The organism is Pseudoalteromonas sp. NBT06-2, assembly GCF_002276045.1.
In the GTDB taxonomy this organism is placed as follows: Bacteria; Pseudomonadota; Gammaproteobacteria; order Enterobacterales; family Alteromonadaceae; genus Pseudoalteromonas.
In genome coordinates this window covers 15953-41525 of sequence record NZ_NQMR01000041.1, presented here as the reverse complement: position 1 = coordinate 41525, position 25573 = coordinate 15953, and the positions used below count along the sequence as shown (strand labels likewise).

The 25573-nt window shown below is 32.6% G+C and carries 20 protein-coding genes and 2 pseudogenes; 5 read left to right on the top strand and 17 right to left on the bottom strand.

Annotated elements, in window-relative coordinates; all coding sequences use genetic code 11:
• Nucleotides 1-6: 6 nt before the first annotated feature.
• Nucleotides 7-1863 carry a hybrid sensor histidine kinase/response regulator gene (locus CJF42_RS10575; RefSeq protein ID WP_170940568.1) on the top strand — a complete coding sequence of 619 codons (1857 nt, stop codon included), beginning with the start codon at nucleotides 7-9 and terminating at the stop codon, nucleotides 1861-1863.
• A gap of 710 nt (nucleotides 1864-2573) precedes the next feature.
• Here CJF42_RS10575 and CJF42_RS10570 read toward each other — a convergent pair.
• The 3 genes from CJF42_RS10570 to CJF42_RS10560 form a co-directional block, all read right to left on the bottom strand.
• Nucleotides 2574-3083 (bottom strand): hypothetical protein, encoded by a 510-nt coding sequence (locus CJF42_RS10570; RefSeq protein ID WP_095366656.1) that lies wholly within the window; start codon nucleotides 3081-3083, stop codon nucleotides 2574-2576.
• A 785-nt stretch (nucleotides 3084-3868) separates the two neighbouring features.
• Nucleotides 3869-4609, bottom strand: coding sequence for a YebC/PmpR family DNA-binding transcriptional regulator (locus CJF42_RS10565; protein WP_095366655.1), 741 nt, complete (start codon nucleotides 4607-4609; stop codon nucleotides 3869-3871).
• Between the two features lie 173 nt (nucleotides 4610-4782).
• The gene (locus CJF42_RS10560; RefSeq protein ID WP_170940567.1) at nucleotides 4783-5529 is read right to left on the bottom strand and encodes a putative porin; all 747 of its coding nucleotides are present in this window, start codon (nucleotides 5527-5529) and stop codon (nucleotides 4783-4785) included.
• 1132 nt (nucleotides 5530-6661) lie between these two features.
• Here CJF42_RS10560 and CJF42_RS10555 point away from each other — a divergent pair.
• Nucleotides 6662-6901, top strand: a complete 240-nt coding sequence (locus CJF42_RS10555) for a hypothetical protein (protein ID WP_095366653.1) — start codon at nucleotides 6662-6664, stop codon at nucleotides 6899-6901.
• Nucleotides 6902-7360: 459 nt separating this feature from the next.
• Here CJF42_RS10555 and thpR read toward each other — a convergent pair whose 3' ends face one another.
• The 3 genes from thpR to CJF42_RS10540 form a co-directional block, all read right to left on the bottom strand.
• Nucleotides 7361-7873, bottom strand: coding sequence for an RNA 2',3'-cyclic phosphodiesterase (gene thpR, locus CJF42_RS10550; RefSeq protein ID WP_095366652.1), 513 nt, complete (start codon nucleotides 7871-7873; stop codon nucleotides 7361-7363).
• Nucleotides 7874-8277: 404 nt separating this feature from the next.
• On the bottom strand, nucleotides 8278-8832 hold the full coding sequence (locus CJF42_RS10545) for a GNAT family N-acetyltransferase (protein ID WP_095366651.1): 555 nt from the start codon (nucleotides 8830-8832) through the stop codon (nucleotides 8278-8280).
• Nucleotides 8833-8987: 155 nt separating this feature from the next.
• Nucleotides 8988-10532 carry a sigma 54-interacting transcriptional regulator gene (locus CJF42_RS10540; RefSeq protein WP_095366650.1) on the bottom strand — a complete coding sequence of 515 codons (1545 nt, stop codon included), beginning with the start codon at nucleotides 10530-10532 and terminating at the stop codon, nucleotides 8988-8990.
• A 191-nt stretch (nucleotides 10533-10723) separates the two neighbouring features.
• Between CJF42_RS10540 and CJF42_RS10535 the strand changes: the two genes are divergently transcribed.
• Entirely contained in the window at nucleotides 10724-11317 is a 594-nt protein-coding gene (locus CJF42_RS10535) for a DUF938 domain-containing protein (protein ID WP_095366649.1), read from the top strand.
• On the opposite strand, the gene CJF42_RS10530 is transcribed toward CJF42_RS10535, so the two are convergent.
• The 6 genes from CJF42_RS10530 to CJF42_RS10505 all read right to left on the bottom strand — a co-directional run bounded on the left by CJF42_RS10530 (nucleotide 11314) and on the right by CJF42_RS10505 (nucleotide 19955).
• On the bottom strand, nucleotides 11314-12453 hold the full coding sequence (locus CJF42_RS10530) for a GNAT family N-acetyltransferase (RefSeq protein WP_095366648.1): 1140 nt from the start codon (nucleotides 12451-12453) through the stop codon (nucleotides 11314-11316). The two genes, CJF42_RS10535 and CJF42_RS10530, sit on opposite strands and share 4 nt — an antisense overlap.
• Entirely contained in the window at nucleotides 12454-13533 is a 1080-nt protein-coding gene (locus tag CJF42_RS10525) for a sensor histidine kinase (protein WP_252097583.1), read from the bottom strand.
• Nucleotides 13534-13708: 175 nt separating this feature from the next.
• Nucleotides 13709-15091: a sigma-54-dependent transcriptional regulator gene (locus CJF42_RS10520; protein WP_252097582.1), complete on the bottom strand. Its 1383-nt coding sequence runs from the start codon at nucleotides 15089-15091 to the stop codon at nucleotides 13709-13711.
• A gap of 81 nt (nucleotides 15092-15172) precedes the next feature.
• On the bottom strand, nucleotides 15173-17677 hold the full coding sequence (locus CJF42_RS10515) for an FtsX-like permease family protein (RefSeq protein ID WP_095366646.1): 2505 nt from the start codon (nucleotides 17675-17677) through the stop codon (nucleotides 15173-15175).
• Nucleotides 17674-18381, bottom strand: a complete 708-nt coding sequence (locus CJF42_RS10510) for an ABC transporter ATP-binding protein (RefSeq protein WP_095366645.1) — start codon at nucleotides 18379-18381, stop codon at nucleotides 17674-17676. The genes CJF42_RS10515 and CJF42_RS10510 overlap by 4 nt, the downstream gene beginning before the upstream one ends.
• 335 nt (nucleotides 18382-18716) lie before the next feature.
• Nucleotides 18717-19955 carry an efflux RND transporter periplasmic adaptor subunit gene (locus CJF42_RS10505; protein ID WP_095366644.1) on the bottom strand — a complete coding sequence of 413 codons (1239 nt, stop codon included), beginning with the start codon at nucleotides 19953-19955 and terminating at the stop codon, nucleotides 18717-18719.
• A 799-nt stretch (nucleotides 19956-20754) separates the two neighbouring features.
• Here CJF42_RS10505 and CJF42_RS10500 point away from each other — a divergent pair.
• Nucleotides 20755-20991 carry an N-succinylarginine dihydrolase gene (locus CJF42_RS10500; protein ID WP_095366643.1) on the top strand — a complete coding sequence of 79 codons (237 nt, stop codon included), beginning with the start codon at nucleotides 20755-20757 and terminating at the stop codon, nucleotides 20989-20991.
• A gap of 67 nt (nucleotides 20992-21058) precedes the next feature.
• On the opposite strand, the pseudogene CJF42_RS28570 reads toward CJF42_RS10500, so the two are convergent.
• The 5 genes and pseudogenes from CJF42_RS28570 to CJF42_RS28100 form a co-directional block, all read right to left on the bottom strand.
• Nucleotides 21059-21716 (bottom strand): annotated as a pseudogene (locus CJF42_RS28570) (prolyl oligopeptidase family serine peptidase).
• A 145-nt stretch (nucleotides 21717-21861) separates the two neighbouring features.
• Nucleotides 21862-22704 (bottom strand): annotated as a pseudogene (locus CJF42_RS28565) (prolyl oligopeptidase family protein); the annotation flags it as partial.
• Nucleotides 22677-23096, bottom strand: a complete 420-nt coding sequence (locus CJF42_RS28560) for a hypothetical protein (RefSeq protein ID WP_252097588.1) — start codon at nucleotides 23094-23096, stop codon at nucleotides 22677-22679. The gene CJF42_RS28560 and the pseudogene CJF42_RS28565, both read right to left, overlap by 28 nt.
• A 214-nt stretch (nucleotides 23097-23310) precedes the next feature.
• Nucleotides 23311-23718, bottom strand: a complete 408-nt coding sequence (locus CJF42_RS28105) for a LysR substrate-binding domain-containing protein (RefSeq protein ID WP_212668806.1) — start codon at nucleotides 23716-23718, stop codon at nucleotides 23311-23313.
• Nucleotides 23691-24242, bottom strand: a complete 552-nt coding sequence (locus CJF42_RS28100) for a LysR family transcriptional regulator (protein ID WP_212668805.1) — start codon at nucleotides 24240-24242, stop codon at nucleotides 23691-23693. The genes CJF42_RS28105 and CJF42_RS28100 overlap by 28 nt, the downstream gene beginning before the upstream one ends.
• Before the next feature lie 123 nt (nucleotides 24243-24365).
• Between CJF42_RS28100 and chrA the strand changes: the two genes are divergently transcribed.
• The gene (chrA, locus tag CJF42_RS10485) at nucleotides 24366-25514 is read left to right on the top strand and encodes a chromate efflux transporter (protein ID WP_095366642.1); all 1149 of its coding nucleotides are present in this window, start codon (nucleotides 24366-24368) and stop codon (nucleotides 25512-25514) included.
• The last annotated feature ends 59 nt before the right edge of the window (nucleotides 25515-25573 follow it).

The window sequence follows — 25573 nt, the reverse complement described above, 5'->3', positions numbered from 1 at the left end:
TTGGACGTGACTCAACCTACAATTTTATTAGTCGATGATGAAAAGGCAAATTTGAAAGTTCTAAGTGAACTTTTAAAAAAAGACGCGCATATTAGCTTAGCGATTAGTGGTCAACAAGCTATAGATAAAAGTCTTGTTTTTAGACCTGATCTTATTTTACTTGATGTTGTTATGCCAAAAATGGATGGGTTTGAGACAATTAAAAAACTTAAAGCTATTAAAGAAACCTCAGAGATCCCTATTATTTTTATAACAGGGTTAAATTCTGCTGACAAAGAAAAGCTAGGACTAACACTAGGTGCAGTTGATTATATTTATAAACCTTTTAACTCTGAAGTTGTTAAAGCACGAGTTGCAACTCAATTAAAAATAATTAGACAAAGAAATGAGCTACAAAAACTTTCTCAAGAATTAGCACACGCAAGTGAAATTAAAAGTCGTTTTTTAGCTAATATGAGTCATGAAATTCGTACTCCGTTAACTGCGGTAATAGGTTATGCTGAATCAATTTTAGCCGGAGAAATTGATGAAGATGAGCAATATAATGCAATTTCAATTATAAATGATAGTGGCCAGCATTTGTTATCACTTTTAAATGATATTTTGGATATATCAAAAGTTGAAGCTGATAAATTAGATGTTGCGTTAATACCCACCCGACTTTTTAAACTGATTGAAGAAGTTAAGTTACTCGTAGGCGATAAAGCCTTGCATAAAGGCATTGAATTTAATATTAAATGTCAATTCCCTTTACCTTCAAAATTGATAACAGATCCTACTAGGTTAAAACAAATCTTAATTAATTTACTCAATAATGCAATTAAATTTACTGATCAAGGTTTTGTTGATTTAGTGATAAAAAATACCCCTCCCTTTTTGCAGTTTTCAATTCAAGATTCAGGTATTGGTATTAACTCAGAGGATTTAAGTAAGCTTTTTATTGCATTTTCGCAAGTGAATAATACAGCTAACAGTAATGTAGGAGGTACGGGATTAGGGTTAAATATTTCTAAATATTTATCTGAAAAATTGGGCGGGAATATCAGTGTATTAAGTAAAAAAGGTGAAGGTAGTTGTTTTACTGTAAAAATAAAGCTCAAAGAAGCTGATGATTCTATTTGGTTTAAGAACCAAACAGACATAGATAATGCTATTGTAATACCATGTAATGATGCTAAACCGCAAAAAAAATTAAAAGGCAACATTTTACTAGCTGAAGATAATAAAGGGCTCAGAACTCTATTTACGCTTATATTAACTAAACTAGGTTTAACTGTAACAATAGTTGAAGATGGAAAGCAATTAGTTGAAGCAGCTTTAGTCTCTGAATACGATCTTATTATGACTGATATTCATATGCCAAATATGGGAGGAGTTGAAGCGATGAATTTGATTAAATTAACAGGTTGTGAAACTCCATTTGTTGCATTGACTGCAAATGCGATGACACATGAAATTACACATTATTTAGATATAGGGTTTAGTGAATATCTATCTAAACCAATACAAAGAGAAAAGCTTGTGCATGTCATTAATCATTGCTTAGGTATAAACTCACGTATTGATGAGATAGACATTCCAGAAAATAACTTATGCCAATTAAAAAATGATTTTTTAGATGATTTATCCTTGGATATCAAAAATATTAAAAATGCATTTTCACACAAAAACTGGCAACAGCTTCAGTTTTTTGCCCATGGCTTAAATGGTAGTTCTGCTGTTTTTGGGTTTAAAGAAATCACCAAATTGGCCGCAAAACTTGAAAATGGTTTACAAACTGGAGAGTTTCCAACAGATCGACTGAAAATGCAGTTGATAATTGACAATTTAACGACTACATTTTTCAGTCTTATAAAAAAATAAATTCTCTTTATTGTAAACTTATAAGTTATACCAACTCCTGAATTCCGATAATATGTGCAATATATGAAATTAAATGTCCTGCAGTTATATACCAAAGCTACTTGGAAATGCATGATTTCAGCGGGAGTTTATCAGGTAAATAATCACTACGTTACATCAGTTTGAAATGCAATAAGCATTCCTAAAATGATATGCTTTGTGCTAACTCACCTGATAAATTCTGAAACAAGCATTATCAAGTGGCTTGGGTATAATACCAATACGAATAAATAATTACTCAATTTAACTGAACTAAATACTCCAATAACATCGTTGCTTTCAATCCTAATAGCCTGCTATTACTCAATCAAGCGCCTTGTTATTGAAAATTTATCCTTATTAAAATTTGATCACTCACTTACTCGTATTGGTATAATTCGGCCATTTTATCGTGAAAGGAAATTGCTTGATGAACTATATCGCTTTTCGACTTGTTGAAATCGCGTATTTCCATGTAGCATGGATATAAGCAGCTGACACAAGAAGAACGATAGCAGATATAGCTATATAAAAATTAAGCAGGAGGCAAATATAGATAGTATACGAATACGGCTGTTCTTCATCGGCCGGTAATATTAGAGAGTTGAGACGTAATAATAGCTGGTTAAACTCTAAATATGAGATCTAGAAATATCAATAACATAAGAAAAAATGTTTTATTTTTTATCTGACTAATCAGCCATGTTTTTGTAAAGTTCTTTATTTTGTGAACGATGTAAATGAAATAAAAACTTTCTTAATGATTCATTTTCTTGACCAATATGCTTAAATTTTTCTGCTAAAATATTGTTTTCGATACGAACGGGTTCTAAAGTAACCTTTATAGAGACGTGATGAGGTAAATGAATTTCTAGTAATGTATTTTTAAGGAACAGACCGTTTAACTCGTCTTGATTAATTTGAATCGTTAAGCCTGAATTAGATAATGATAAAATATCTATTTTTTGCAGTGTATTATGTTCATGTAAAGTTACATTCTTAGGTGATAATACACGCCAACTTCTTTCATGAAGTTGATTATCAATAACTTCAGGTACACCAAATATAGGTTTGAACTCTCCCTTTTCACTCATCTCTATTTGAAAAGGAAAATATAATAGATAATGACTTATTTTGGCAAGTAAGGTGAGCTTAGCGTTTCCTAAAATATTAAAAACACTTTCAGGGACTGTCGTTTTCAACCGATAAGTTTATTTTTTCAAGACTCAGCTGCCTTTCGACATTATCATTTGAAAAAATACTCGTAAAAAAATCAAGTTCTTCATTTGAAAAATTCGTCATAAGGATACATCCTTAAACCTATTCACAGATTATTTAGTATATTCATTCAAAGCGAACTATTCAATCATTATTAAAATGATAAATTCCCTAGTACTTTTAGGTCAACGTTCTAAATGTTTATTAGTGTTTTTTTAAGCTAAGTGATTGAAATTAAGTTATTATAATAAGCTACGTAAAAAACCATGTTATAATTCATTTCACTTAGAAATGAGTACCGTGGTTTGAACTATTGAATATAAAAGAATAGTAAAGGTGTTTACAGAATTAAAATTTGAGAGAACATCATACGATAGTACATCGTATAGCGAGTAAGCACACGAAGGCTATAGCTGATGTATGATGCCATTTACTGTGTTTTAATAATATTATAAGTTTTACACAGCATAAACGCATTACAGAGGAACGAGAAGCTGATATCTACTTTGTTCACTCATATTCATCATGGAAGCGAGACATAAATGAAAACACCAACGGATTGCTTATGCGTTCCTTTCCAAAAGGAACTTATTTCATGGCGTTGAGTGAAGAAGAAATACAGGAGAGTTGATAAGCTCAATCATAGCCCAAGAAAAACACGAGGATTTAGAACTCCTCATGGGATTATTTACAGGGCAGTCAGAGATACTGGTTGTAGTGGTTGCATAAACGCTTTAATTAAAGTTTTTATTAAAAAATCATGTCAACATCATTTATCGTGTGCTTGATCTGTTATAACTATGGCATTGTGATATACATTTTGTACATCTTCTGCGTTGTCTAATAAAGTCATGAATTTTTCAAACAAGGTTACGTCATCCCCGGATATTTCAATATCTGTTTGAGGAATAAATGTAATTTCATCCACTTCAAATGTGATGCCTTCAAATTGTTGGATTAATGTCGTTTTTGCTTTGAAATATTCCGTAGGAGGCACAAATACTGATATCTTTGAATTTTCAACTTCAACATCAATCACATCTACATCAGACATTATTAATGCTTCCAAAATTGCTTCATCATCATCGCCTGAAAAACCAAAAACAGCATGATGGTCAAACATATGGGCAACTGTACCTGGGCCACCGATTTTAGATTTTGATTTAGTGAATGCATTTCTAACATCTTGAATTGTTCGTTTTGGATTATCGGTTAAACAGTCAACAATAACCATAATGCCACCAGGACCAAATCCTTCATAACGTGCAGGTGTATAATCTTCACCTGCTCCACCAGTTGCTTTTTCAATTGCTTTTTGAATTACATGAGTTGGAACTTGGTCTTTTTTTGCTTTTTCGATTAGCTGTTGCAAACTCAAGTTTGCGATAGGATCGGCACCGCTACTTTTTGCGCATGCGTATATGGCTTTACCATATTTAGAATTAACTTTACTTTTAGCCGCTGCAGTTTTTTCCATTGAAACTTGGCGTACAACAAATGCTCTGCCCATCTCATCACTCTTATTTAATAATCAATTTAATAGTGTGATTCTAGCAATTACTGAGAGTGAGGGCTAGAACATGGTTTTAAAATCTATACTTAATTATAAATACTAAACAAATTTAACAGTCAATTTAACATAACTCAGTAATCACTTAGTTTTTGTAAGATGGTGAGAGATAATTAAAATCGATAACTGGTAGATAAAGCCCAAAAATCACCGACTCCATCGTAATTTGTATATCCAAAACTGGCACTTATTTCAAATTGTGTTGTGAAATAATATTGTGTAGAAAAATCTATATAAGTCCCCTTTCTCTCTTTTGTATTGTGACTGATACCCAAAGATAACAAGGCAAAATCAACCGGGTAATACGTAAGCGTTGCTGATTGATATTCTAAAAAGTCTTCATCTTCAATTGCTGTCGCATATTCAAATGCGATATTTTGATTATTGGTTAAAGGAAATAGTTTTCTAGCACAAAATAATATAAATTCATTCCAACCATTGCCTTTTGAAAAACTGGTACTGGCTGATACTCTTAAGTAATCATCAAGGTAATAACCCATATTAAGGGATAGCTCTTGCAAACTATCACTTTTTTTAAAATTGGTATTGAGTTCGAGTTCTATATATGTATTCTTATTGATAAATTGAGTGCGGCCTAAAATACCAATTGTTGTATCTGTTTTTTCTAAATCGATACCGGCTAAATACCAAGATGACGATTTATTTAAATAAGCAGTTTCAGCTAAAGGCCCTTTAATTAATAGTATTTTATCAAAGTGTTCTAAGGTTAAACCATAAATATTGATGTCATTTGATTCTTTTAGCTTTTGTAATGCAACCCCAATATTTACTTCAGTTTGAAAATTGGCAGATGAATACGGAGCTAGGATTAAGGAAAATAAAAAAAGTACAGATTTCAAATTTTGTCCTAATGTATTTAATATATTGAGTATTTTAAATATATTAATGAAAAAAGAAAGTTTAAAAATGTATGAAAAATTTTAGGAAATTTTTAAGTTTAGTAGAATTCTAGCCACCTAAGTTAGAAAATTCAAGAACGTAGTCGTTTTTTCTTTTACTGCTCACTATAATGTTTTACGTTCCCATATTTTTAAACCTTTTAGAAATATATTATCAGAATTGCGATCTGTATTTGTTACGGTAAAGCAATCATTGTCATTGTAAAAGTCAGATACATTTTAGTTTTTATTAACCCAAAGTTCACGCACTTCAACTTCATTACACTCAAAAATTGTGACACACGATTATTAAGCTCTGCTTTACGTAATATATTTAAAATAACGGTTGGTTTTGTATATGTATTGCGGTCAAAATTGAAATACTGTCAGATTTCATATAATACCATTTCCGTTTATAAAATGGTCAATCAGCGGGAGTTAAAAGTGCTTTAGTCAAGGTATTGGTTACAGGCAATGGTTATCCCCATATCAAAACCAATAACGCAGCATAAAGTACTTTGAAACTCACCTAAAAGGAGCTTTTGAGAATTGACACTTCGGTTGTTATGTCAGTTCTAAAGGGAATAACCACGAATTCACTGGCATGCCTAGCATTGTAAAACCTCATAAGCTCTGAGTGGTCACTTAATTATCTGAATTGGTATAAGACACTATGTCACGGGTTTCTAACCTCAAAGGGTTGTTGGACCTATTTACGATCTGCAGTGCCATCTAAAACCATGAGACCTCAAAATGCGCTCAGATAGCTCTGAAATATGCATTTTGAAGTAACATGAGTATAAGCCTCTATCTATTCAAGTCCATAGTCTTTCGTCTTAATTGATTATCATAGGGAAATAAATATTTAGCATTCACTCACTCATTATTAATTTGTAAAGGGGGTTAACACGATAAAAATATTTTTCATTAGAGCATCTTTTTTAAATTTATTTTAACTTTTTACTATTAATAGTTGATATTACCCCCTAAATATCATTAAAATGCCACACTTTTTACAGGAATATGTATAAAAAATGAAATGAATGAGAAAACACATTCATTTTGATAAAAATAGTAATAATGTGGTGAACTTATGGATTTTTATATCCTTAAAAAAAATAATCAATTAACAGCCATTCCCGCTGAAGAAAGTAAATGCAAAGAATATTTGAATTCTGGCTATAGCTATGTGAATAAAGTAGCGGCATGTACTGAAACTGCTGCAGTGGAAAAACAATTAAGTGAAACAAATCGCTTCCAGCCATTATTAATTGCTATTGTGCTTTTAGTGATTGTTTTTACTGCATTTTATATTGTTTTTAGTTTTAAATAAACTCACGCTCTATAATTTAGGAGTTAGTATAAATCTGTTTTTTACTAACTCAAAATAGGTATCTCACATTTTCTATTTAATCTAAGAGTAATCTATTTATTTTAATACCACAGTAAATAACATGACTATCAAACTAACTAAACATCCGTATTTTTAATGTACAGCATGGTATTTAACGATGTGATAGCAAGTAAAAATAAATAAATAAATAAATAAATACTAAAATAATCATTTACCCTCCTAATTATTTAACATAGATTTTTAGTATATAAATCGTAGATAACTATTACTTAGTATAATTTTGATCTGAGTTATTAAGTTGAACACTATTAGTTAATTAAATTAGACCGTTTTTTTACTAACTTAATATAGTGTATGTGAAATGAATTTATGTCATTTACGCGATACAGATGAATTATCTGTCATCTATTTTTTGTACACCCCCTTTACAAAAACTGTTTAGTTAAGAGGCCAGTTTCTAAGCTTTCTATATCGCAAACCATTTTTAGTGCATTGAGAATGATATAGTACTATATCAGTGAATTGAATTTTTATATCTGGCGAGAGAATAATATGTGAATGATCAGAGGTTTTTCGGGCTACTGTAATATGTGGCTTATAGTCTAAATAGTTTAATACTCCTCCTTCACTCAAGGCAATTTCATTTAGTTGCTGTACTAAATATAGCAAATGTTCAGGTACCTTATTCGGTTGTATATATAAAACTTTAGGTTTTTTGAAATATCCTATTTTAGTAAAAGATAAATCAATTTTTTGAGCATGAATATGATTTAATTTTGCAATTAAATTTTGTTCTATCTCTATATCAGTATTGCCTAAAAAGCACAAAGTAAGATGTAGGTTGTCCGTTATTACTGACGAGGTTAAAGTAGGTAAAGTTTTTTCTCGCCATAAAGTAATTGCGCATTTTTCAAAATCGGGCACTTCTAGTGCAAAAAACAATCTTTTCATTACAACAAAGTTTTCAAAAATTAATAATTGCTAATTATAGTGTAAGCTGAACAATTTTGTTGTATCTTCTATTAAGGAACACTTTTTCGTAAAGGGGGTTTACAACAGGAAAGATGTTTATTAATTTGATAGAGCGGCTTTGGAAAGTCGTGAATGAGAAAGTAAGAAATAACCTAATTATTTGGTAACATTCTGATGATAGCTTAAGTTTGAAGTATATTCTAATGCTAGCATCTTATTCGACAACTCTGATTCTGGTAAAAGTGAAAAAACAACTATGGCAATACTATTAACATCAATATTACCATTGCAAAGAAAGCGATAAGCCCTTCTTCAAGTGAAACTTGTGTGCCAGAAACTTTAACAATTGAACTACCTGTGTTACTCGTCATTAAATGACTCATTTAGACTAGTACTGAGTGCGATATATCCTTTTCATAGTAAACCGCTTCAATATCTCCTAGCGGATCTGTGTGCATATACGTTTTGATGTATTTCATGCCCAGTTTAGTCATTATTTTAGTTGAAGCTAAATTGTCTTCTAAGGCGATTGCTGAAATTTTACTAACGTTATCTGTTTGACTAACAGCTAACGCGATACTTTTTGCTGCTTCTGTTGCATATCCTTTACCCCAGATCATTTTTTTAAAGCGCCAGCCAAGTTCTAAGTTATCAAATTGTGGGTTATCACTAAAAAAATTGACTGGTCTTACTAAAACCCAACCGATAAATTCATTTGTATCAATGGTGGTTACTTTCCATTGTCCCCATCCAAGCTTTGCGTTGGTGTAGCTTTGCATTCTAGGAATAAAAATATTTGATACATCTGCCATCGAGGTAACTTTGCCACCATTAATATAGCGCATGACTTCAGGATCTTGGTCTAATTCAAAAAATAATTGCGCATCTTGTTCTGTCATAAGTTTGAATCGTAAACGTTCTGAATTAGGTATTTGCATCTTTGTATCTATCAGTATTGAGTTTTGTGAAGTTAAATATATCAAAAGTTTGTTTGTGATTCTTTATATTTATAGAGGCTTAATTATTTACTTTTCATTATAAAAAATAATTAAAATTGTTCTTTGAGTCATAAATAATAAACTTTAACTTAATATTAATTTTTATCTATACCATATTCTTTGAGTTTATTGGCGATTGCGGTATGAGATACCCCTAACTTTTTTGCTAGCTTCCTTGTGCTTGGGTAAACAGGGTAAAGTTGACGAATTAAATCAGCTTGAAATTTTTTAGTTGCTTCTTCCAATGTATCGCTAAATGTTTCTATATTGGTTTTTGGCGCTAGAATATCTGAAGGTAAATTTAACATTTCAGGTCTGAGTTCTGTTGTATTATCTACCATACTTACAGCTTGAAATATGATATTTTTTAGTTCTTTTACATTTCCGGGCCAATCATAAGATATTAACTTATCAATACTTTTTTTAGATAATGTATATTCTGTTTCACCTTGTTTATCAGAGTACTGCTGTAAAAAGTATTTTGCTAAGATTAAAATATCTTCTTTACTTTTTCTAAGCGGAGGTATAGTTAACGAACAAGTGTTTATTTTAAATAATAAATCTTGTCTGAACTTTCCTGCTTTCATTAATTTAACTAAGCTTTTTTTATTTGAGCATATAACTCTTACATTAAGTTTTTTATTGGTATTATTGTTTAATGTGCCAGTATTTAGAAAGTTAAATAAGCCAATCTGCATTTCATTATTGAGTTCTGCTATTTCATCTAAATATACTGTGCCAAAATTATTTTTCTCAAAGATACTTATAATATTTTTTTGTTCACAACCAAATAAAGTTTCATTCAAACTCTTTTTTTCTAAAGTAGTACATGAGATCGAAGTGAAATTATTGTTTTTTCTTTCACTTGCATCATGACAGGCTTTTGCTATGCGTCTTCTCCCTGTACCAACCTCTCCCATTATCAAAATAGGCGCTTCTAACTGAGCTATTTTTTTGGCTTGTAATAAAGTGCGTTTAATTGCAGAGCTTTGCGAACGAATTGTTTCAAATCCAGTCATTATAGCTTTAGCTGGTTTATTTTTTGATTGTTCTATTTGATCTGATTGTAATATATTTATTTGTTTCTTTAACCTTGAAGATGACTTAAGTAAAACAATACCACCAGAAAGTGTTTTAGTGTCTAAATTTTCAGTGATATATATTGGTAAAATTTCAGCTAAATAATGGATACCATCTATTTGTACTCTTACCGTTTTATTAACCCCTTTTAGATCATCAAACCACTTTATAAAGGAAAATCCATGAACCCATTGATTAAGTATTACATTTTCAATTTCATTTTTTGAGATATTAATTAAAGTTAAAGCAGCTTCATTTGTACGGGTTACTCTCCCTTTTAAATCAATAAAAAATACTGGGTCGGGTAAAGTATTCAGTGCATTATGCTCAGCTTCTAGAGGCATGTTTTTAACACTTTTAACATCAAGTACATGGTCTAGTTTACGGATCTCAGGCATTAAACTTTTAAACCGTTCAAACTCTAATTCAGGAAAGTGAACATGAATAATGCCATTACTATTAGCTTCAACTGCATATAAGTTCAAATCATAGCTTTCTAGAATTTCGAGTAACTTTCGTGCTATTCCGGTTTTATTCTCACAAATAATTTCAAGACGCATAAATTCACTCTTTAATTGACGGTTAATCTTAAATTGACGATATACCCTTTACGTAAACGTAAGGTGAGAGTTAGTTTAAAGCTAAAGTGATATTATTGGCAAGAAAGATTTATACTTAAACAAATTTATTTATAGACAAAAACATATGCGGTGTTTAATCTGAATTTCATTTTTCTAAAGAGTTGTACATAATGTTGTTACCATTTTCTCAAGCGTGCGAGAATAATAAAACACCTATACTTAAGGTTTTAAAAGAGTCATTTAGCCAATGCCATGAGATTTTAGAAGTGGGTTCTGGTACTGGGCAACATGCAGTACATTTTGCAAAAGAATTACATTATTTAACTTGGCAAACAAGTGATTTAATAGAAAATCATCAAGGTATCAATCTTTGGATAGATAAAAATAAATTAGATAATTTAAAACGCCCTTTAATACTTGATTTTTCACAAGATTGGCCTGTAGAAACTGTCGATGGTATTTTTACTGCGAATACGTTGCATATAGTGAGTAATGCTTTAGTTGAATCATTCTTTAAAGGGGTAGGGCGTCATTTAGAAAATAATGGTATTTTGTGTATATATGGGCCTTTTAAATATGGTGGTGAGTATACCAGCCCAAGTAATGCAGAGTTTGATTTATGGCTTAAAAATATCGACTCAAATAGAGGCATAAGAGATATTGAAAGTATTCTTTCTTTAGCTAAAAAAGAAGGACTTTTATTGGTTAATGATTTCGATATGCCTGCGAATAATCAATTGCTGGTATTTAAAAAGTCTGTTTAGGGTTTTTTAAAGGGCGATAATGCTTGGCAGTTTTTAAAATATCCCCTCATGTGCAAAGTTTCTCTTTGTAAAAAGTCATCTATCGCTAATGCAAAGTCAGGGTGCATGATTTTATGGTTTGAGTAAGTAAATACGGGCTCAAATCCTCTTGCAATTTTATGTTCACCTTGTGCGCCTGAATGAAAACATTTTAAATCATTATTAATGCAATACTCGATACCCTGGTAATAGCAAAGTTCAAAATGTAATAAATCGCATTGCTCGTTCGCACCCCAGTAACGGCCATATAAAGTATCGCTTGATTTTAAACTCCAAGTGGCAGCAATGAGCTTCTCTGATTTTTTAGCTGTCATTATGACTAAATTTTTTGGCATATTTTGTTTTAATAAAGAAAAAAAATCAGCATTAAGATAACCTAAATGACCAGAACGTTTTAAGTAAGTACGCTGATAAAACGCTACAAATTGTATTATGAGTTCATCACTAATTTCATGTCCGTTAAGCCATTCAATTTTAATATCTTGATCTAGTACTTTTTTGCGCTCTTTTCTGATGTTCTTGCGTTTACGAGCAGTTAGTTTTGATAAAAAACCATTAAAATCTTGATAGCTTTTATTAAACCATTGAAATTGCACACCCAAACGAGGTGTGATTTTATATTGTTTTAATTGCTTTGATGTTTTTTTATCACAAAAATTAAAATGCCAACCTGACCATTTATTCTTTTGTGCTAGTTGTTCTAATGTAGTAGAAATAAATTGATAAAGCAGGGGAGAAATCGTTTTATTATAGGCAAGACGTACTCCCTCTATTGGCGTAAATGGTATTGCGCCGATCCATTTAGGATAATAGTCTAAGCCATGTTCTTTATAAGCTTCTGCCCAAGACCAATCAAATACATATTCGCCATATGAGTGCGTTTTAAGATATCCAGGTATAATCGTAATTAAGGTTTCATTGTGATAAATTAATAAATGATGTGCTATCCAACCTGTTTTTTTAGTCGCAGATAAACTCGCTTCGCACGCATAAATAAAAGCATGTTTAGTGAAAGGGTTATCATCAAATAATGCATCCCAACTTGATGCATCAATTTCATTTATATGGTTTAAAACTTTATATGAATACATGTTAATTTAATGAACTTGTTTTATAGGCCAAACTAAAGTGATTTTAGCCCCATGTGGATCTAAATTAGAGACCTTTAATTGACCTTGGTGGTTGCGGACTATATTATCGCATAATGACAACCCGATACCAGAACCAGCAGGCTTAGTAGTATAAAAAGGGGTTAATACATTGTCTAAGTTAGCAAATCCTGGACCATTATCTGTCATTTCAATAATTTGATTTTGCTGTTGATTATATAAAGTAATGGATACTTCACTGGTGTCTTTTTCACAGGACTCTTGGGCATTTTTTAAAAGATTAATAAGTATTTGAGAAACTTGGTTTTCATCTCCATAACATAAAGCCGCACCTTTATAACTGACTTGTAACTCAGTACTCATCATGCTTTTGGCTTCATCTAAAATATCCATAAAATTAAACCAAGTACATTGCGGCTCTGGTAACTGGGCTAGTTGTGAATATTGACCAATAAAAGCAAGTAAACGTTCACTTCTACTTTTTATTCTATCAAGTACCATTCTAGTTTGTGATTCGTTGAGTTGCTCACTACACAATAAAGTATCAGCCATAGATGCCATAGGTGTAAGTGAGTTTCTTAACTCGTGAGAAAGTACTCTTACTAAGTTTTTTTGTGTGGTCGTTTGGTTTTCATTAAGTATTTGTGAAATATCTATGGCTGAATATAGCCAATGTTTTTGAGACTGATTTAAATAACTGATACTTTGGTTTTGCCACTTATCATCAAATTGATTATGACTAAATTGACCATGGTTAAATTCAAAACCTAAACTGGATGCAGATGTGCCATTTAGCATAGGTTGTTGAATTTGCTCGTTCATCGCGCTATTGCGATAAATTAGACTTAAGTTGTGATCAAATACACATACAGGAATTGGCCAAGAATCTAGTATATGGCTCAGTACGCTCTCAACCGTATCATTTTGCGTATTGTTTTTAAGCTTAGTTTGAGCCAAAACTTCAATTTCTTGTTGTAGCTCTAGCAATAAGTTATTTTTATTTTGTTTTTTATATTTTAAATTATGTTCGCCTTCTTTTAAAACTTGGGTATAGGTCGTCAACTGCATTATGGATTGACACCAAAACTGATAATACTTATTAGCACAGAAAATTAATGGATACATTAATAAAAATATTAAGGTACTGATTGCCAATATACTCCAGTTAAGGCTGTAAGTGAGTGCCGTAACTAAAGAGGTTATGATTAAAATAATGCTTGTTAGCCCAGTTATGAGCCACTTTTCATGACTCATATTTGATGCCAAACTTTTCTAATCTGCGATATAACGCATTACGAGAAATATCGAGTAGTTTTGCTGCTTCAATTACTTGACCTGAGCTTACTGATAACGCTTTTTCGATTAATTTTCGCTCAGCTTGCTCCAGTGGTTGTAGTTTTATATCTGAATTTTGATTAGTGGTATTATCTAATAATAATGCTTGTGATGTAATTTCATCACTTGTACTTAATAGTACTGCACGCTCAATTGCATGGCTGATTTCTCGAATATTGCCAGGCCAGCTATGTTGTTTTAATTTTTTTACTGTGTCAGGTGATAGACTTAATTTTGATTTACGATACTTAGTACAAAACTGATCTATAAAAGTATCAGCTAATGGTTGTATATCCTCTAACCTTTCTCTTAAAGGTGGTAAAGTGATCACTAAAGTATTTAATCGGTATAATAAATCTTGACGGAATAACCCTTCATTTACCAGTTTTGATAAGTCTGCATTAGTGGCACTTATCAGCCTTGAGTTAGTATTTTGTGTTTGGCTTGAGCCTAATACTTCATATTCGCCGGTTTCTAAAACGCGTAATAACTTAGGTTGTAAGTTAAAAGGTAAAGAGCCGATTTCATCAAAAAATAATGTGCCCTGATCAGCTAATTGAAAGCGACCAATGCGATTTTGTTTAGCATCGGTAAAAGCGCCTTTTTGATGACCAAATAATTCACTTTCAAATAAATTATCAGGAATAGCCGCCATATTAACTGAAATTAAAGGCTTATCTTGTCTGGATGAAAATTGGTGAATACGTTTGGCTAATTGAGATTTACCTGTGCCATTTTCACCTAATATTAAAATATTGGCATCAGTTGGTGCTATTTGTTCAATGAGTTGCTCAATTTGTTTCATGGCATCTGATTGGCAAACCCAGGTTTGATTTTTATTGCTTTGTTTTTCACTTAATAGTGTTTGATAGCCTTGGTGTTCTTGTTTTATTTTTTTAAAGTTTAGCTGCTGATTTATGCTGTTGAGTAATTTTTCTTTATTCCAAGGTTTTTCTACAAAATCAGATGCCCCTTGTTTTAAACCATTTACTGCCAATGCTACATTTGCCCATGCAGTCATTAGTATAACGGGTATATCATTATTTTTTAATTGGGCTAATACCTCTAACCCTTCTTGGCCACTTGTTGTGTCACGACTGAAATTCATATCTAGCAAAATGAGATCAGGGTTTTGTCTATTGGTTTGGATGATCACTTCTTTAGCATTAGTAGCTTCAATGGTTTTATAACCTTGAGAGGATAATAATAATGCCAAGGCGAATCTGATATCTTCATCATCGTCTGCAATTAGTATTGTTGCTTGATTATTCTTATTTGATGTTTGCTGCAATCTAAGCTCCGTGTTTTTTATAAGTAATGAAAAAGGCAACTTATACGTTGCCTTAGTTTAACTTAAATACAATTGCTTTTACTATTCTTCTCTTAATGCGTGCATAGGATCAGAGCTAATCACCCGCCAAGCGGGAACTGTTACAGATAAAAGTACTATAATGATTAAACATATATTTAAAGTTGTCATAGCTAACCAGTTAAATTCAGGCAGTAATGTAAGACTTGTTTGTAATTGCTGATAACCAAAAACGCAAATGATAAAACCTAAACCTAACCCTAAACTTAGCATCCAAAATGCATCTTTTAGAATGAAGCTTAATAAACGACTTTGCTTAGCACCTGTAGCCATACGTACTGCTAGCTCGTATTTCTTTTGGTTAGTTGTCATTTGTGTCAAACCCGCAATGCCTATCGCTGCTAAAAATAAGGTTAAACCCGTCATCATTAAAACTAACCAAAAGCTCAGACGTTCACTTAAGGTTTGCTCATTCCAACGCTCTTTTAATGATGTGACTTGCAAGTTATTAAGCATAGGGTATTGTTTTGTTATCTGAGTTTGAATTTGCTCAGCTGTCATACTTTCACCTGCTGGAAGGTTAACTGTAAAAGCAAAATTACCACTTATATTAAATTGGCTAAAATAAACTCTAGGTGTGACGATAGGGTTAACTCTACCAATTTGGCTTTGAATGGAACCAACAACAGCATTTATGGTAGATTTAATAGACTCACCCTTATCATCTTCTATACCCAAATCAATCGATTTTCCGATGACTTCTTGGAAGCTTAAATTAGGAAATAATTCTTTTGCCATAATAGTATCTATTACAACACCATTGTCGTTATTATCGATTTGTGCTTGTGATAAATTAGCACCCGCTAAAACTGGAATATCAAAAGCTTTAAAATATCCAACTGATAAATAACTCGGCTGAAATAATATTTGTTTATTTGGGTTATTTTCAGGACTGTATGCCATAAGAATATACATACTTGTGAGAGGTGCTCCCGTTGGGATCACAACTTTACTATCTGTCACATTAGTCTCAATAATATTACTTATGTCTTGGTTTACTTTTTGAGCTTCACTGCCTTGATATTTTGTTGGATTCGCTATTTTTTTAGCCCATAAGGGATCAGATACTGACATAGACACTTCATAGTGATTCCCTAATTCAAAACCTAAATCACGATAAACTGCATCATAACTTTGAGAGGCAATCATCACTGAGGCGGTTAATAATACAGAAGCAACTGTTAATTGTATTACCATTAATGTACGACTTAGCCAGTGATTAGTTTGTGCTTGTATGCCTTTACCACTGCTATTTAAATTATTAGCAAGGGCTTGTTTATTTATATCAATTAAAGCAAATGCGCTAAAGAGTATGCTAAGTAAAACAATAATCAAAAACGACGCGAATAATGTTGTATTGTTAATTGATATATCGTCTATCATAGGCAGGTTGTTATTAGTAATATGGGGCAAGCTTTTTATAATCCAACCTGTGACTAAAAGCCCTGATATTGTGGCTAAAATAAAGCTAGGTAAATTTTCTAGTAATATTAATAGTCTTAACTTTAATAAGCTTGAACCTAAGCTTAATTGTATTGCAAACTCTTTATTGCGGGTTTGATAGTGAGCGATAAATAGGTTTAGTAAGTTTAATGTCGCCATAAGAAGCAAGCCAATAACAGCAGCAAATAATGCATATACTAAATTTTTACTGGAACCTAATAAGTGGTTTCTATAGCTATCTGTTATGAGTTCTACAGGGCTGTTATTAATAAACCCTAAATAGCCCTGGACTTCTTCTTCAGGCGTATTATTGGTTATGTATTGTGTACGCCATTTTATTAGTTCTGTTTTTGAAGGCAGTTGCACATTTGGGTTACTTGTTTTTAATAATAAGGCTTTTATATCATCTCTCACTGCACCTTCTTCTGTTTTTCCTAATAAATTAGATAGCTTAGAAATAAACCAAATTTGCTCTGAAGCGATAGCATTATTGTCTGGGGCGTCCATTAAATCTTCGATGATACCCGCTATGATATAGTTTTTATTATTATGTGATAATTGTTTGCCAATAGCTGAATCGCTGCCTGAAAATACTTGTTGCCATAAAGTATTTGAGATCCAAACATACTCATCAGGTGCCTCTATGGTGACATCTTGTCCTTTAAGTAATTGCGTACCTAATACACTTAAAATGGTATCCGAGGCTGAAAATTGTGTTGTTGAATATGTCACATTATTAATGCTAACAGCTTCTTCATTATTCGATGAGATACCAGCCCAAGTACCGAGATGTTTATAAGTTTCATTAAAGTCAGCTAAACGGCGTAAATTCCAATAAGAAATACTCATATCTTTACTGAACTGCATTTGAAATTGAAATGTTTGAATATTATCTTCGTTATTTACGCCTTTAAGCGGTTTAAAAAATAGCGTTGATGAAATCGCTATAACGCTTAATACCGCCCCTAAAGTAAGGCCTAAAGTAACAATAAGCGGAATACTCAGTCGTGGCAATGAAAAGATTCTCGCTATACCAGAGATAAAAGCTCTTTGATATAAACTCATGCAACCCCCTGAACAGTATCAGCAGAATGTTGCTCAGTAATGATGTTGCCATCTAATAATTGAATTTCACGGCTTGCACAGCGAGAATAACGGCTATCATGTGTTACCATTACAATAGTCGAGCCCGCTTTATTAAGTTGCTCTAATAGCAACATTACTTGATCGCCATTTTTGCTATCTAAGTTACCAGTTGGTTCATCTACTAAAATAAGATCTGGCTTACCAACTAAAGCTCTTGCTATGGCGATACGTTGTTGTTGACCACCTGAAAGTTGATTAGGTCGGTAATTTTTACGATGTAACATATCTACTTGGTCTAATACTGCTTCTACTCGCGTTTTTATTTCTGATTTTTTTACATTTCTATGCTCAAGTGGCAAAGCGATATTTTCAAATACAGTTAAATTATCAATTAAATTAAAAGACTGAAATACATAACCTATATGTTCGTTTCTGATTTGTGTTCTTTGATCCACTTTCAGGTTAGCTGTATCAATTTTTGCAATGTGATAATCACCTTCACTTGCACTATCCATTAAACCCATGATTGACAATAAAGTAGACTTACCACAGCCAGAAGGGCCGGTGATAGCAACAAACTCTCCTTGCATAATTTCAAGTGAGATACCTTGCAATGCATGTGTTTCAATCTGTTGGCCATCATAACGCTTATGGATATTACTCATAGAGACGACTTGTTTCATAATATATTCCTCATAATGTGTTTATCCAAATCATTGTAAAGGCCCTTTACGTTCAAGCATTTTACATTGATTTGTGTGTATATACCCATGTTACTTCAAAATGCATGTTTCAGAGCTATCTGAGCGAGTCCAATTCAAAGCGTGTTACACCTTTTAAACCAATACAACGATGAAATGGGTTTGCTCAGAAGCTCCGTCTCGGCGAGTTTAAACAGGGTTTATGCTGCGTTATTAATTTTGATAAGGGAACAGCCATTATCTTCAATTAATGCCTTACCTAAATCCTGTTTAATTCTCGTTGAAATCGCGCATTTTGAGGTGTCATGGGTATATGATTAATCTAATAGTGCTAATTGATTGAACTGGTTGTATTTACTTAAATCTGAACTAACAATTGTATCACCGGGATATAAGCCATTTGTAATAACTAAGTTTCCTTGAGATATATCACCAAAAGTTACTTCTCTTTTTTCCAACATATCGTTTTGTGTTTGTATAAATAAACTGTGTTTACTGTTTGGACGCATTCCTGATGCTTGTTTAGTAAATAAGGCATCTTTTTGATGTTTTATAAACACTTGAGCAGAAACTGTTAATGATGGACGCGCATTTGTTGTTAATTCACTATCAACAATCGCTTCAGCAAGTACCGAGCCGTTTTTTACAATACTTTCGATACGAGAAATGTGAGCTTTGATCAAACCTTTTTGTGTATCAATTATAACTGGAGCATTGATATCTATTAGATCTGCCTGATGCTGAGGTAATCTTAGGCGTGCAATCAGTTCTTTATTACTGCCTACTTTTGCTAACGATTCACCTAATTGCACACTTTGCCCTAATTCAATTTCTAAGGTTTGTAATGAACCTGTAATGCCCGCTTTAACTTTCATATCTTCTAATTGTTGTTCAAGCAATAAAACCTGAGATATTTGCTGCGTTATGGTGATATCACGTTGCGTTAATTGGTAACTTTGCATTTCTATAAATTGTTGATACTTTTCTTTTTCAAATTTAAGACGTTTATTTTGTTGCGCAACGGCCAATTTTGCTCGCTGTAATTCTATTTGTGCAGCCACGCCCAACTTTAATAACTTTTGATTTACCGACAATTCTAATTGTGCCTTTTCAATCTCAGCTTCAATGTCAGCAATATTGCTTTGATAATTTAACCTTTCATTTTGTTGCTCATATTTAAATGCTTCACGTTGTGCTTTTTGCTGTGCTAATAGTCCTTGGGCTTCACTGACTTCTTGATTTAGTTTAGGGTTAAATAAATGGAGAATAACTGTACTAGGTATCACTTGAGTACCTGGGCGTACAAGAATTTCAGATACTTTTCCTAAAGCCGGCGCTGTTAATAAACGTTCTTTCGCAGAAATAAATTCGCCATAGGCATTAGCATAAATGTCTATTGGCCCAGTTTTCACTGTTTGAAAGCTCACATATTCTTTTGATATGGACTTTACCGACTTACTGCTTACCGAATAAGCTGCATAACATAGTAAAGAAATAAACAAGCTGATTAATATGCCTTTTTTCCAAGGTTTTTTTTGAATTAATTCTATTTTCATTATTTAAATAAACGTATATTTAATCATTTAGTTTTACATTGGAATAACTGTGCCAATATTTAATCTTGTTAATAATCAATTTATTATAATTATATATAGAAAATAAAAAGGATTTTATGTTCGGTTTTGAATGCTTGGTGTTCGGAATTAAATAGTTTTAATTCAACTTAAATAACAGCGATTATTTTGTAATGAAGGCGTTGCAAATTATGCCCATTTATTTGTTGAATTTACTGATAAAAGATTAAATCTTTTCATTTTTGGTCGTTATGCTTTTAATCCTAATATACCCAAGCTACTTGGAAATGCATGATTTCAGCGGGAGTTTAAATGGTCAAATACAAGACATTTATTGCAGGTAATGGTTATTCCCTTATCAACATAAATAACGCGGTAGTTGACCATTTAAAACCCGCCCGTAGGGAATTTATCAGGTAAGTAATCACTACGTTACATTAGTTTGAAAGGCAATAAGCATTCCTAAAATGATGTGCCTTGTGCTAACTCACCTGATAAATTCTGAAACAAGCATTATCAAGTGGCTTGGGTATATACCCAAACCACTTGATAATGCAGGATTCGGTTGGAATTAGAAACGCTTTAGGTAAGGCATTGATTGCAGAGAATGGTTATTCCCTTTTAAGATCAATAACCCAGCTTAAAGCGCTTCTAAACCAACCCACCTGGGACTTCTGAGCAAATCATGCTCGTTGTTAACTGCATGGATGTAGGTACTAGAGCAATGCAGTAGCATATTGCCGGTCCATCTTATTTTAAGGGAGCAACCATTAATACAAGGATGCGCTTAGATCGTGATTTTCTCAGCAGTCCTGAAACTCTGATCTTGAAGTGGCTTGGGTATATATCTGATAATTTATACAAACGATTGAATACTTGGTTGGATAGACACTATAGAGATTTGATAAAACCTGAAGATTTACAAGCTCCTCTGTTATTAATGGAATCTAGAACTGCCTTAGGTGAATTAATTGATATCTTAAACTTAGGATCTGTATATAAGTTCCAACAAATTTAAGGTTAAGAATAAAAGATTACTCATACATTATAAGTAACCTTTTTTAGTTTATAGATTTAAAGCTGGCTTATAGCTTTTTAATTCCCATATTATATAAAGTGAAACCATAAATATCGGCATATTGTTCAATGGTTTTACTTGTAGGTGTGCCAGCACCGTGACCTGCATTTATTTCAATACGGATCAGAGTAGGGTTGGTGCCTGCTTGTTTAGCTTGTAGTTCAGCTGCAAATTTAAATGAATGAGCTGGTACTATACGGTCATCATGATCGCCTGTTGTTACCATAGTCGTAGGCCCAACCAGCACCTGCAGTGAAAGTATGGTATCTCAACATATCTAATACACCAACGGCAGGTAGTGCTACTTTAAATAGTTCAGGGCGTTGTGTCATAACAGCACCTACAAGTAGACCACCGTTTGAGCCACCGTTTACCGCAAGTTTAGGGCTTGAAGTATATTTTTTGTCTATTAGGAATTCAGCTGCTGCAATAAAGTCATCAAAAACGTTTTGTTTTTGTAATTGCGTGCCTGCTTTATGCCATTCTTTACCGTATTCACCGCCACCACGTAAATTAGCAACTGCATAAATACCACCTTGCTCTAACCAAGCAGCACGAGTTGGACTAAATCTTGGTGTTAGGCTGACATTAAAACCACCATATGCATAAAGAATAGTTGGATTAGAGCCATCTAATTCGATGTCTTTTTTGTGGGTAATGATCATCGGTACTTTTGTACCATCTTTAGATTTATAAAATACTTGCTCAGATTCGTATTGCTCACTATCAAATTTAGCGCCAGATTTACGGTATACTTTACTTTCACCTTTTGCTGCATCAAAAGCGAAAGTTGTACCGGGTGTTTTATAGTTAGTAATGAGTAATATAAAATGGCATCATTATTTTGACCGCTAAAGCCTCTAGCAGTACCGACACCTGGCAGTTCAATTTCACGTATTTTTTACCTGATTTATCAAACTGTTTTACTTTAGAAATGGCATCAACCATGTACTTAGCAAAAATATAACCACCACCTGTAAAAACACTTAATACATTTTTTGTTTCAGGAATGAGATCAACCCAGTTTTCAGAGCTAGGGTTGCTAACATCAACAGTAACAACTCTTTTATTAGGTGTATTTAAGTTTGTAACTAAAAGCAGTTTACTACCTATATTGTCTAACACATGTGTATCTGAATCTGTATGATCTAAAATCGTGACGAGTGAACTGTTAGCCTTAGTTAAATCTTTAATAAATAGTTTATTACCAGATGTTGAAATTGATGGTGATATTAATAAATACTTATTATCTTTAGTGACATTGGCGCTAATATTAGGGTAATTCTCAGCATCAATTCCACCAAATACTAATTGGTCATCTTTTTGAGCCGAGCCTAGCTTATGAAAGTACAATTTATGTTGATCTGTTTTTGCAGATAGTTCACTGCCTTTAGATTTGTCGTAGCTAGAATAATAAAAACCTTCATTACCTACCCAAGAAATGCCACTGAATTTAACATCAACTAAGGTTTCTTCAATTTGTTTTTTTGATTCAACATCGATGATGAACACTTTACGCCAATCACTGCCATTTTCAGAAATTTGATAAGCTGCAAGAGAGCCATCCTTAGAAAAGCTTAAGCCTGCAAGTTATGTAGTGCCATCTTCACTGAATTTATTTGGATCTAGGAAAACTTCAGCTTCGCCTTCACTTTTTTGGCGATAAACAACATATTGATTTTGTAGACCATCATTTTTATAAAAGTATGTATATAGTTCCCCTCTTTAAAAGGTGCGCCAACTTTTTCATAATCCATTAAGTTTTTAAGGCTGGCTTTTAACTCATCTCTATAAGGGATTTGTGGTAGGTAATCTGCTGTTACTTTATTTTGAGCTCTAACCCAATCGGCAGTTTCTTCGCTCATATCATCTTCTAACCAGCGATATGGGTCGGCAACTTGCGTTTCAAAATAGTTATCAACTACATCACTTTTTTTAGTTTCAGGATATTGAATCGCAGCGATTTTGCTTGTAGCATTTTTTACTTCAGTTTGAGTATTGTTTTTATTTTGTACTTCTTGAGTACCACAAGCAATAAGTGCCATAAGTACGGCACATGTGAGCGCTTTTTTAATCATCTAACTTTTCCCTAGTAACAAAATATCTAAACGTTAAGTTATAGTAAAATAAAGTAAAATAAAGTGAAAGCCTAGTGATTATCGATGAGGTTTTTTGTTTAATTACATAGTGTTATATTATTTAAAACGCTTTATTGGATACTCATTTACAATGCTTTACTTAAGTCTAATGAATTATGCGTCAAGGTTGCTTTAATTTTGCTACATGTCCTGTAATTGTATTTTTTACTTGTTTACGTAACCACAGGTTTTTTTGATGTTGATCGTTGCGAGTTTCCCATAATATTTCAATTTTAAAATCAGGTACATCTATAGGCGCCCTAGCAAAACTCAGTTTATTTGAAAATAAATCCATTTTAGCCATTAACTCTGGTACAACACAGAGTAAATTACGACCAGTTAAAAGGTGTCTTAAAGTTAAAAAATTACGCGTGGTGACTTTTACTTGTCTTTGCTGATTGTGCTTAGATAATTGTTTATCAATGGGTGATGATATTTGGCCATTAGAGCTAGTCAATGCATGGGGGGTTGCACAGTATTGCTCAATTGAGATTGGAGTTGTTATATTTGTAGCTTGCTTATCAAACAAACATGGCGTTCAGTATATACATGTGCTCGGTTAAAGTTTTTATATTCATTATTAATACTGCCTAACATTAAATCGAGATGATGCGCTTTAAACACCTGTTCAAAATTACTTTTATCAACATGATAAAAACAAATTTGGCTTTGTGGTGCAAGGCATGAAATTACATCAAATAATATAGGCGCAAAAAGTAATTCGGCGTAATCAGTTAAACCTATTTTAAAAGTGCTATTAAACTCTTTAGGTTCAAATGCTCCTGTGCGTAAAACCTGTTGAGAAATTTGATTTAAAATACTGGCGATCACCGGAGTGAGATCTATGGATTTTTGACTTGGCACCATAATATGACCTTGGCGTTCAAATAACGGGTCATCTAATAAAGTACGTAAACGAGATAAGCTATGGCTCATAGCAGATTGACTTATGTTTAGCTTTTCTGCTGCTTTGGAAACACTTTTTTCTTCTACTAAGGCATTAAATACAACAAGTAAGTTGAGATCTATCGCACGCCAATTAAATTCTTTCATGTTTTAACTACTCAATTACATATTTATTAATTATATTCATAGTTTAAATCAAAACAATCAATTTGAATCATTGTTGTGATTTCATTATCTTACTGTAATTAATTGTATAAATAGATTTGAAGTATGTTCGAAATATTTTATAAATTTTTCATTTTAGGTTGTATGAGTTTTGGTGGTCCTGCTGCACATATAGGTTATTTTAGGCAAGCCTTTGTTGAAAAAAATAAATGGTTAAGCGATAAAGATTATGGTCAATTGGTTGCTTTAAGTCAGTTTTTACCTGGTCCTGGTTCTAGCCAAGTTGGGTTTTCTATTGGTTATCACAGAGCGGGGTTATCAGGTGCCATAGCTGCCTTTTTAGGCTTTACTTTGCCTTCGGTTATTGTGATGTTAGCTATTGCCTTAATGAGTCAGCGTTTTTCCGATAATACTTTTTTTGAAGGTGTGGTTCATGGTTTAAAATTACTTGCTGTGATTGTGGTTGCTGATGCTGTTTGGGGAATGTTTAATAATTTTTGCAAACAAAAAACATCTGTATTATTGTGTACTTTTACCGCCATAGCATTATTGTTAATGCCTTCGCTATATACGCAAATGTTAGTGCTTATCTTTGCTGCGTTAGTAGGTAAGTATTATTTAAGCGCTACAGATGAAATTAGCTTAGTGCCAAGAACTAAAATTCAGCTAAGTTGGCCGCCATTAATAATATTTATAAGTTTACTTATTAGCTTGCCTTTATTTTCACACTTAAACGTACAAATAAAGCTTTTCTCTGACTTTTTCCAAGCGGGCAGTTTAGTTTTTGGCGGTGGTCATGTTGTATTACCTTTATTAGAAGGTTTAGTGGGTGAACAATTAAGCCAAGATTCTTTTTTAACTGCCTACGCCACAGCGCAAGCAGTACCTGGTCCTATGTTTACATTAGCGACATTTTTAGGTTTTGAGCTATTACCAAGTTCGCCAGTTTTAGGTGCATTGTTGGCTACCTTAGCTGTTTTCTTACCTGGTTTCTTATTGATATTAATAGTATTAAAAAACTGGCAGGCCTTAGCGAGTAATCCGAGTATTTCAGGAGCTATGAATGGTGTGAATGCTGCTGTGGTTGGTTTATTATTGTCAGCTTTATATCAACCTGTTTTTCAAAGTGCAGTAATTAATAGCATTGATATGGCTTTGGTCATTCTTGGCATATATTTACTAAAATCTTTGAAATTACCTATTCTATTATTGGTTGCTTTATATTCATTTTTTGGTATTTTGTTTTTATATTGATAAATAGGTATGAACTTATTTCATGGGAATTAGTCTTAAAATGGATTTCAATTCATAGG

Excerpts from the sequence above, each read along its gene's own strand:
- CJF42_RS10505 (WP_095366644.1), bottom strand. The coding sequence starts at position 19,955 with ATGAAAATAGAATTAATTCAAAAAAAACCTTGGAAAAAAGGCATATTA.
- CJF42_RS10540 (WP_095366650.1), bottom strand. The coding sequence starts at position 10,532 with ATGCGTCTTGAAATTATTTGTGAGAATAAAACCGGAATAGCACGAAAG.
- CJF42_RS10565 (WP_095366655.1), bottom strand. The coding sequence starts at position 4,609 with ATGGGCAGAGCATTTGTTGTACGCCAAGTTTCAATGGAAAAAACTGCA.
- chrA (WP_095366642.1), top strand. The coding sequence starts at position 24,366 with ATGTTCGAAATATTTTATAAATTTTTCATTTTAGGTTGTATGAGTTTT.
- CJF42_RS10500 (WP_095366643.1), top strand. The coding sequence starts at position 20,755 with ATGCGCTTAGATCGTGATTTTCTCAGCAGTCCTGAAACTCTGATCTTG.
- CJF42_RS28560 (WP_252097588.1), bottom strand. The coding sequence starts at position 23,096 with ATGGCACTTATTGCTTGTGGTACTCAAGAAGTACAAAATAAAAACAAT.
- CJF42_RS10525 (WP_252097583.1), bottom strand. The coding sequence starts at position 13,533 with ATGCAGTTGACGACCTATACCCAAGTTTTAAAAGAAGGCGAACATAAT.
- CJF42_RS28100 (WP_212668805.1), bottom strand. The coding sequence starts at position 24,242 with ATGAAAGAATTTAATTGGCGTGCGATAGATCTCAACTTACTTGTTGTA.
- CJF42_RS10535 (WP_095366649.1), top strand. The coding sequence starts at position 10,724 with ATGTTGTTACCATTTTCTCAAGCGTGCGAGAATAATAAAACACCTATA.
- thpR (WP_095366652.1), bottom strand. The coding sequence starts at position 7,873 with ATGAAAAGATTGTTTTTTGCACTAGAAGTGCCCGATTTTGAAAAATGC.
- CJF42_RS10515 (WP_095366646.1), bottom strand. The coding sequence starts at position 17,677 with ATGAGTTTATATCAAAGAGCTTTTATCTCTGGTATAGCGAGAATCTTT.
- CJF42_RS10545 (WP_095366651.1), bottom strand. The coding sequence starts at position 8,832 with ATGCAAATACCTAATTCAGAACGTTTACGATTCAAACTTATGACAGAA.
- CJF42_RS10510 (WP_095366645.1), bottom strand. The coding sequence starts at position 18,381 with ATGAAACAAGTCGTCTCTATGAGTAATATCCATAAGCGTTATGATGGC.
- CJF42_RS10555 (WP_095366653.1), top strand. The coding sequence starts at position 6,662 with ATGGATTTTTATATCCTTAAAAAAAATAATCAATTAACAGCCATTCCC.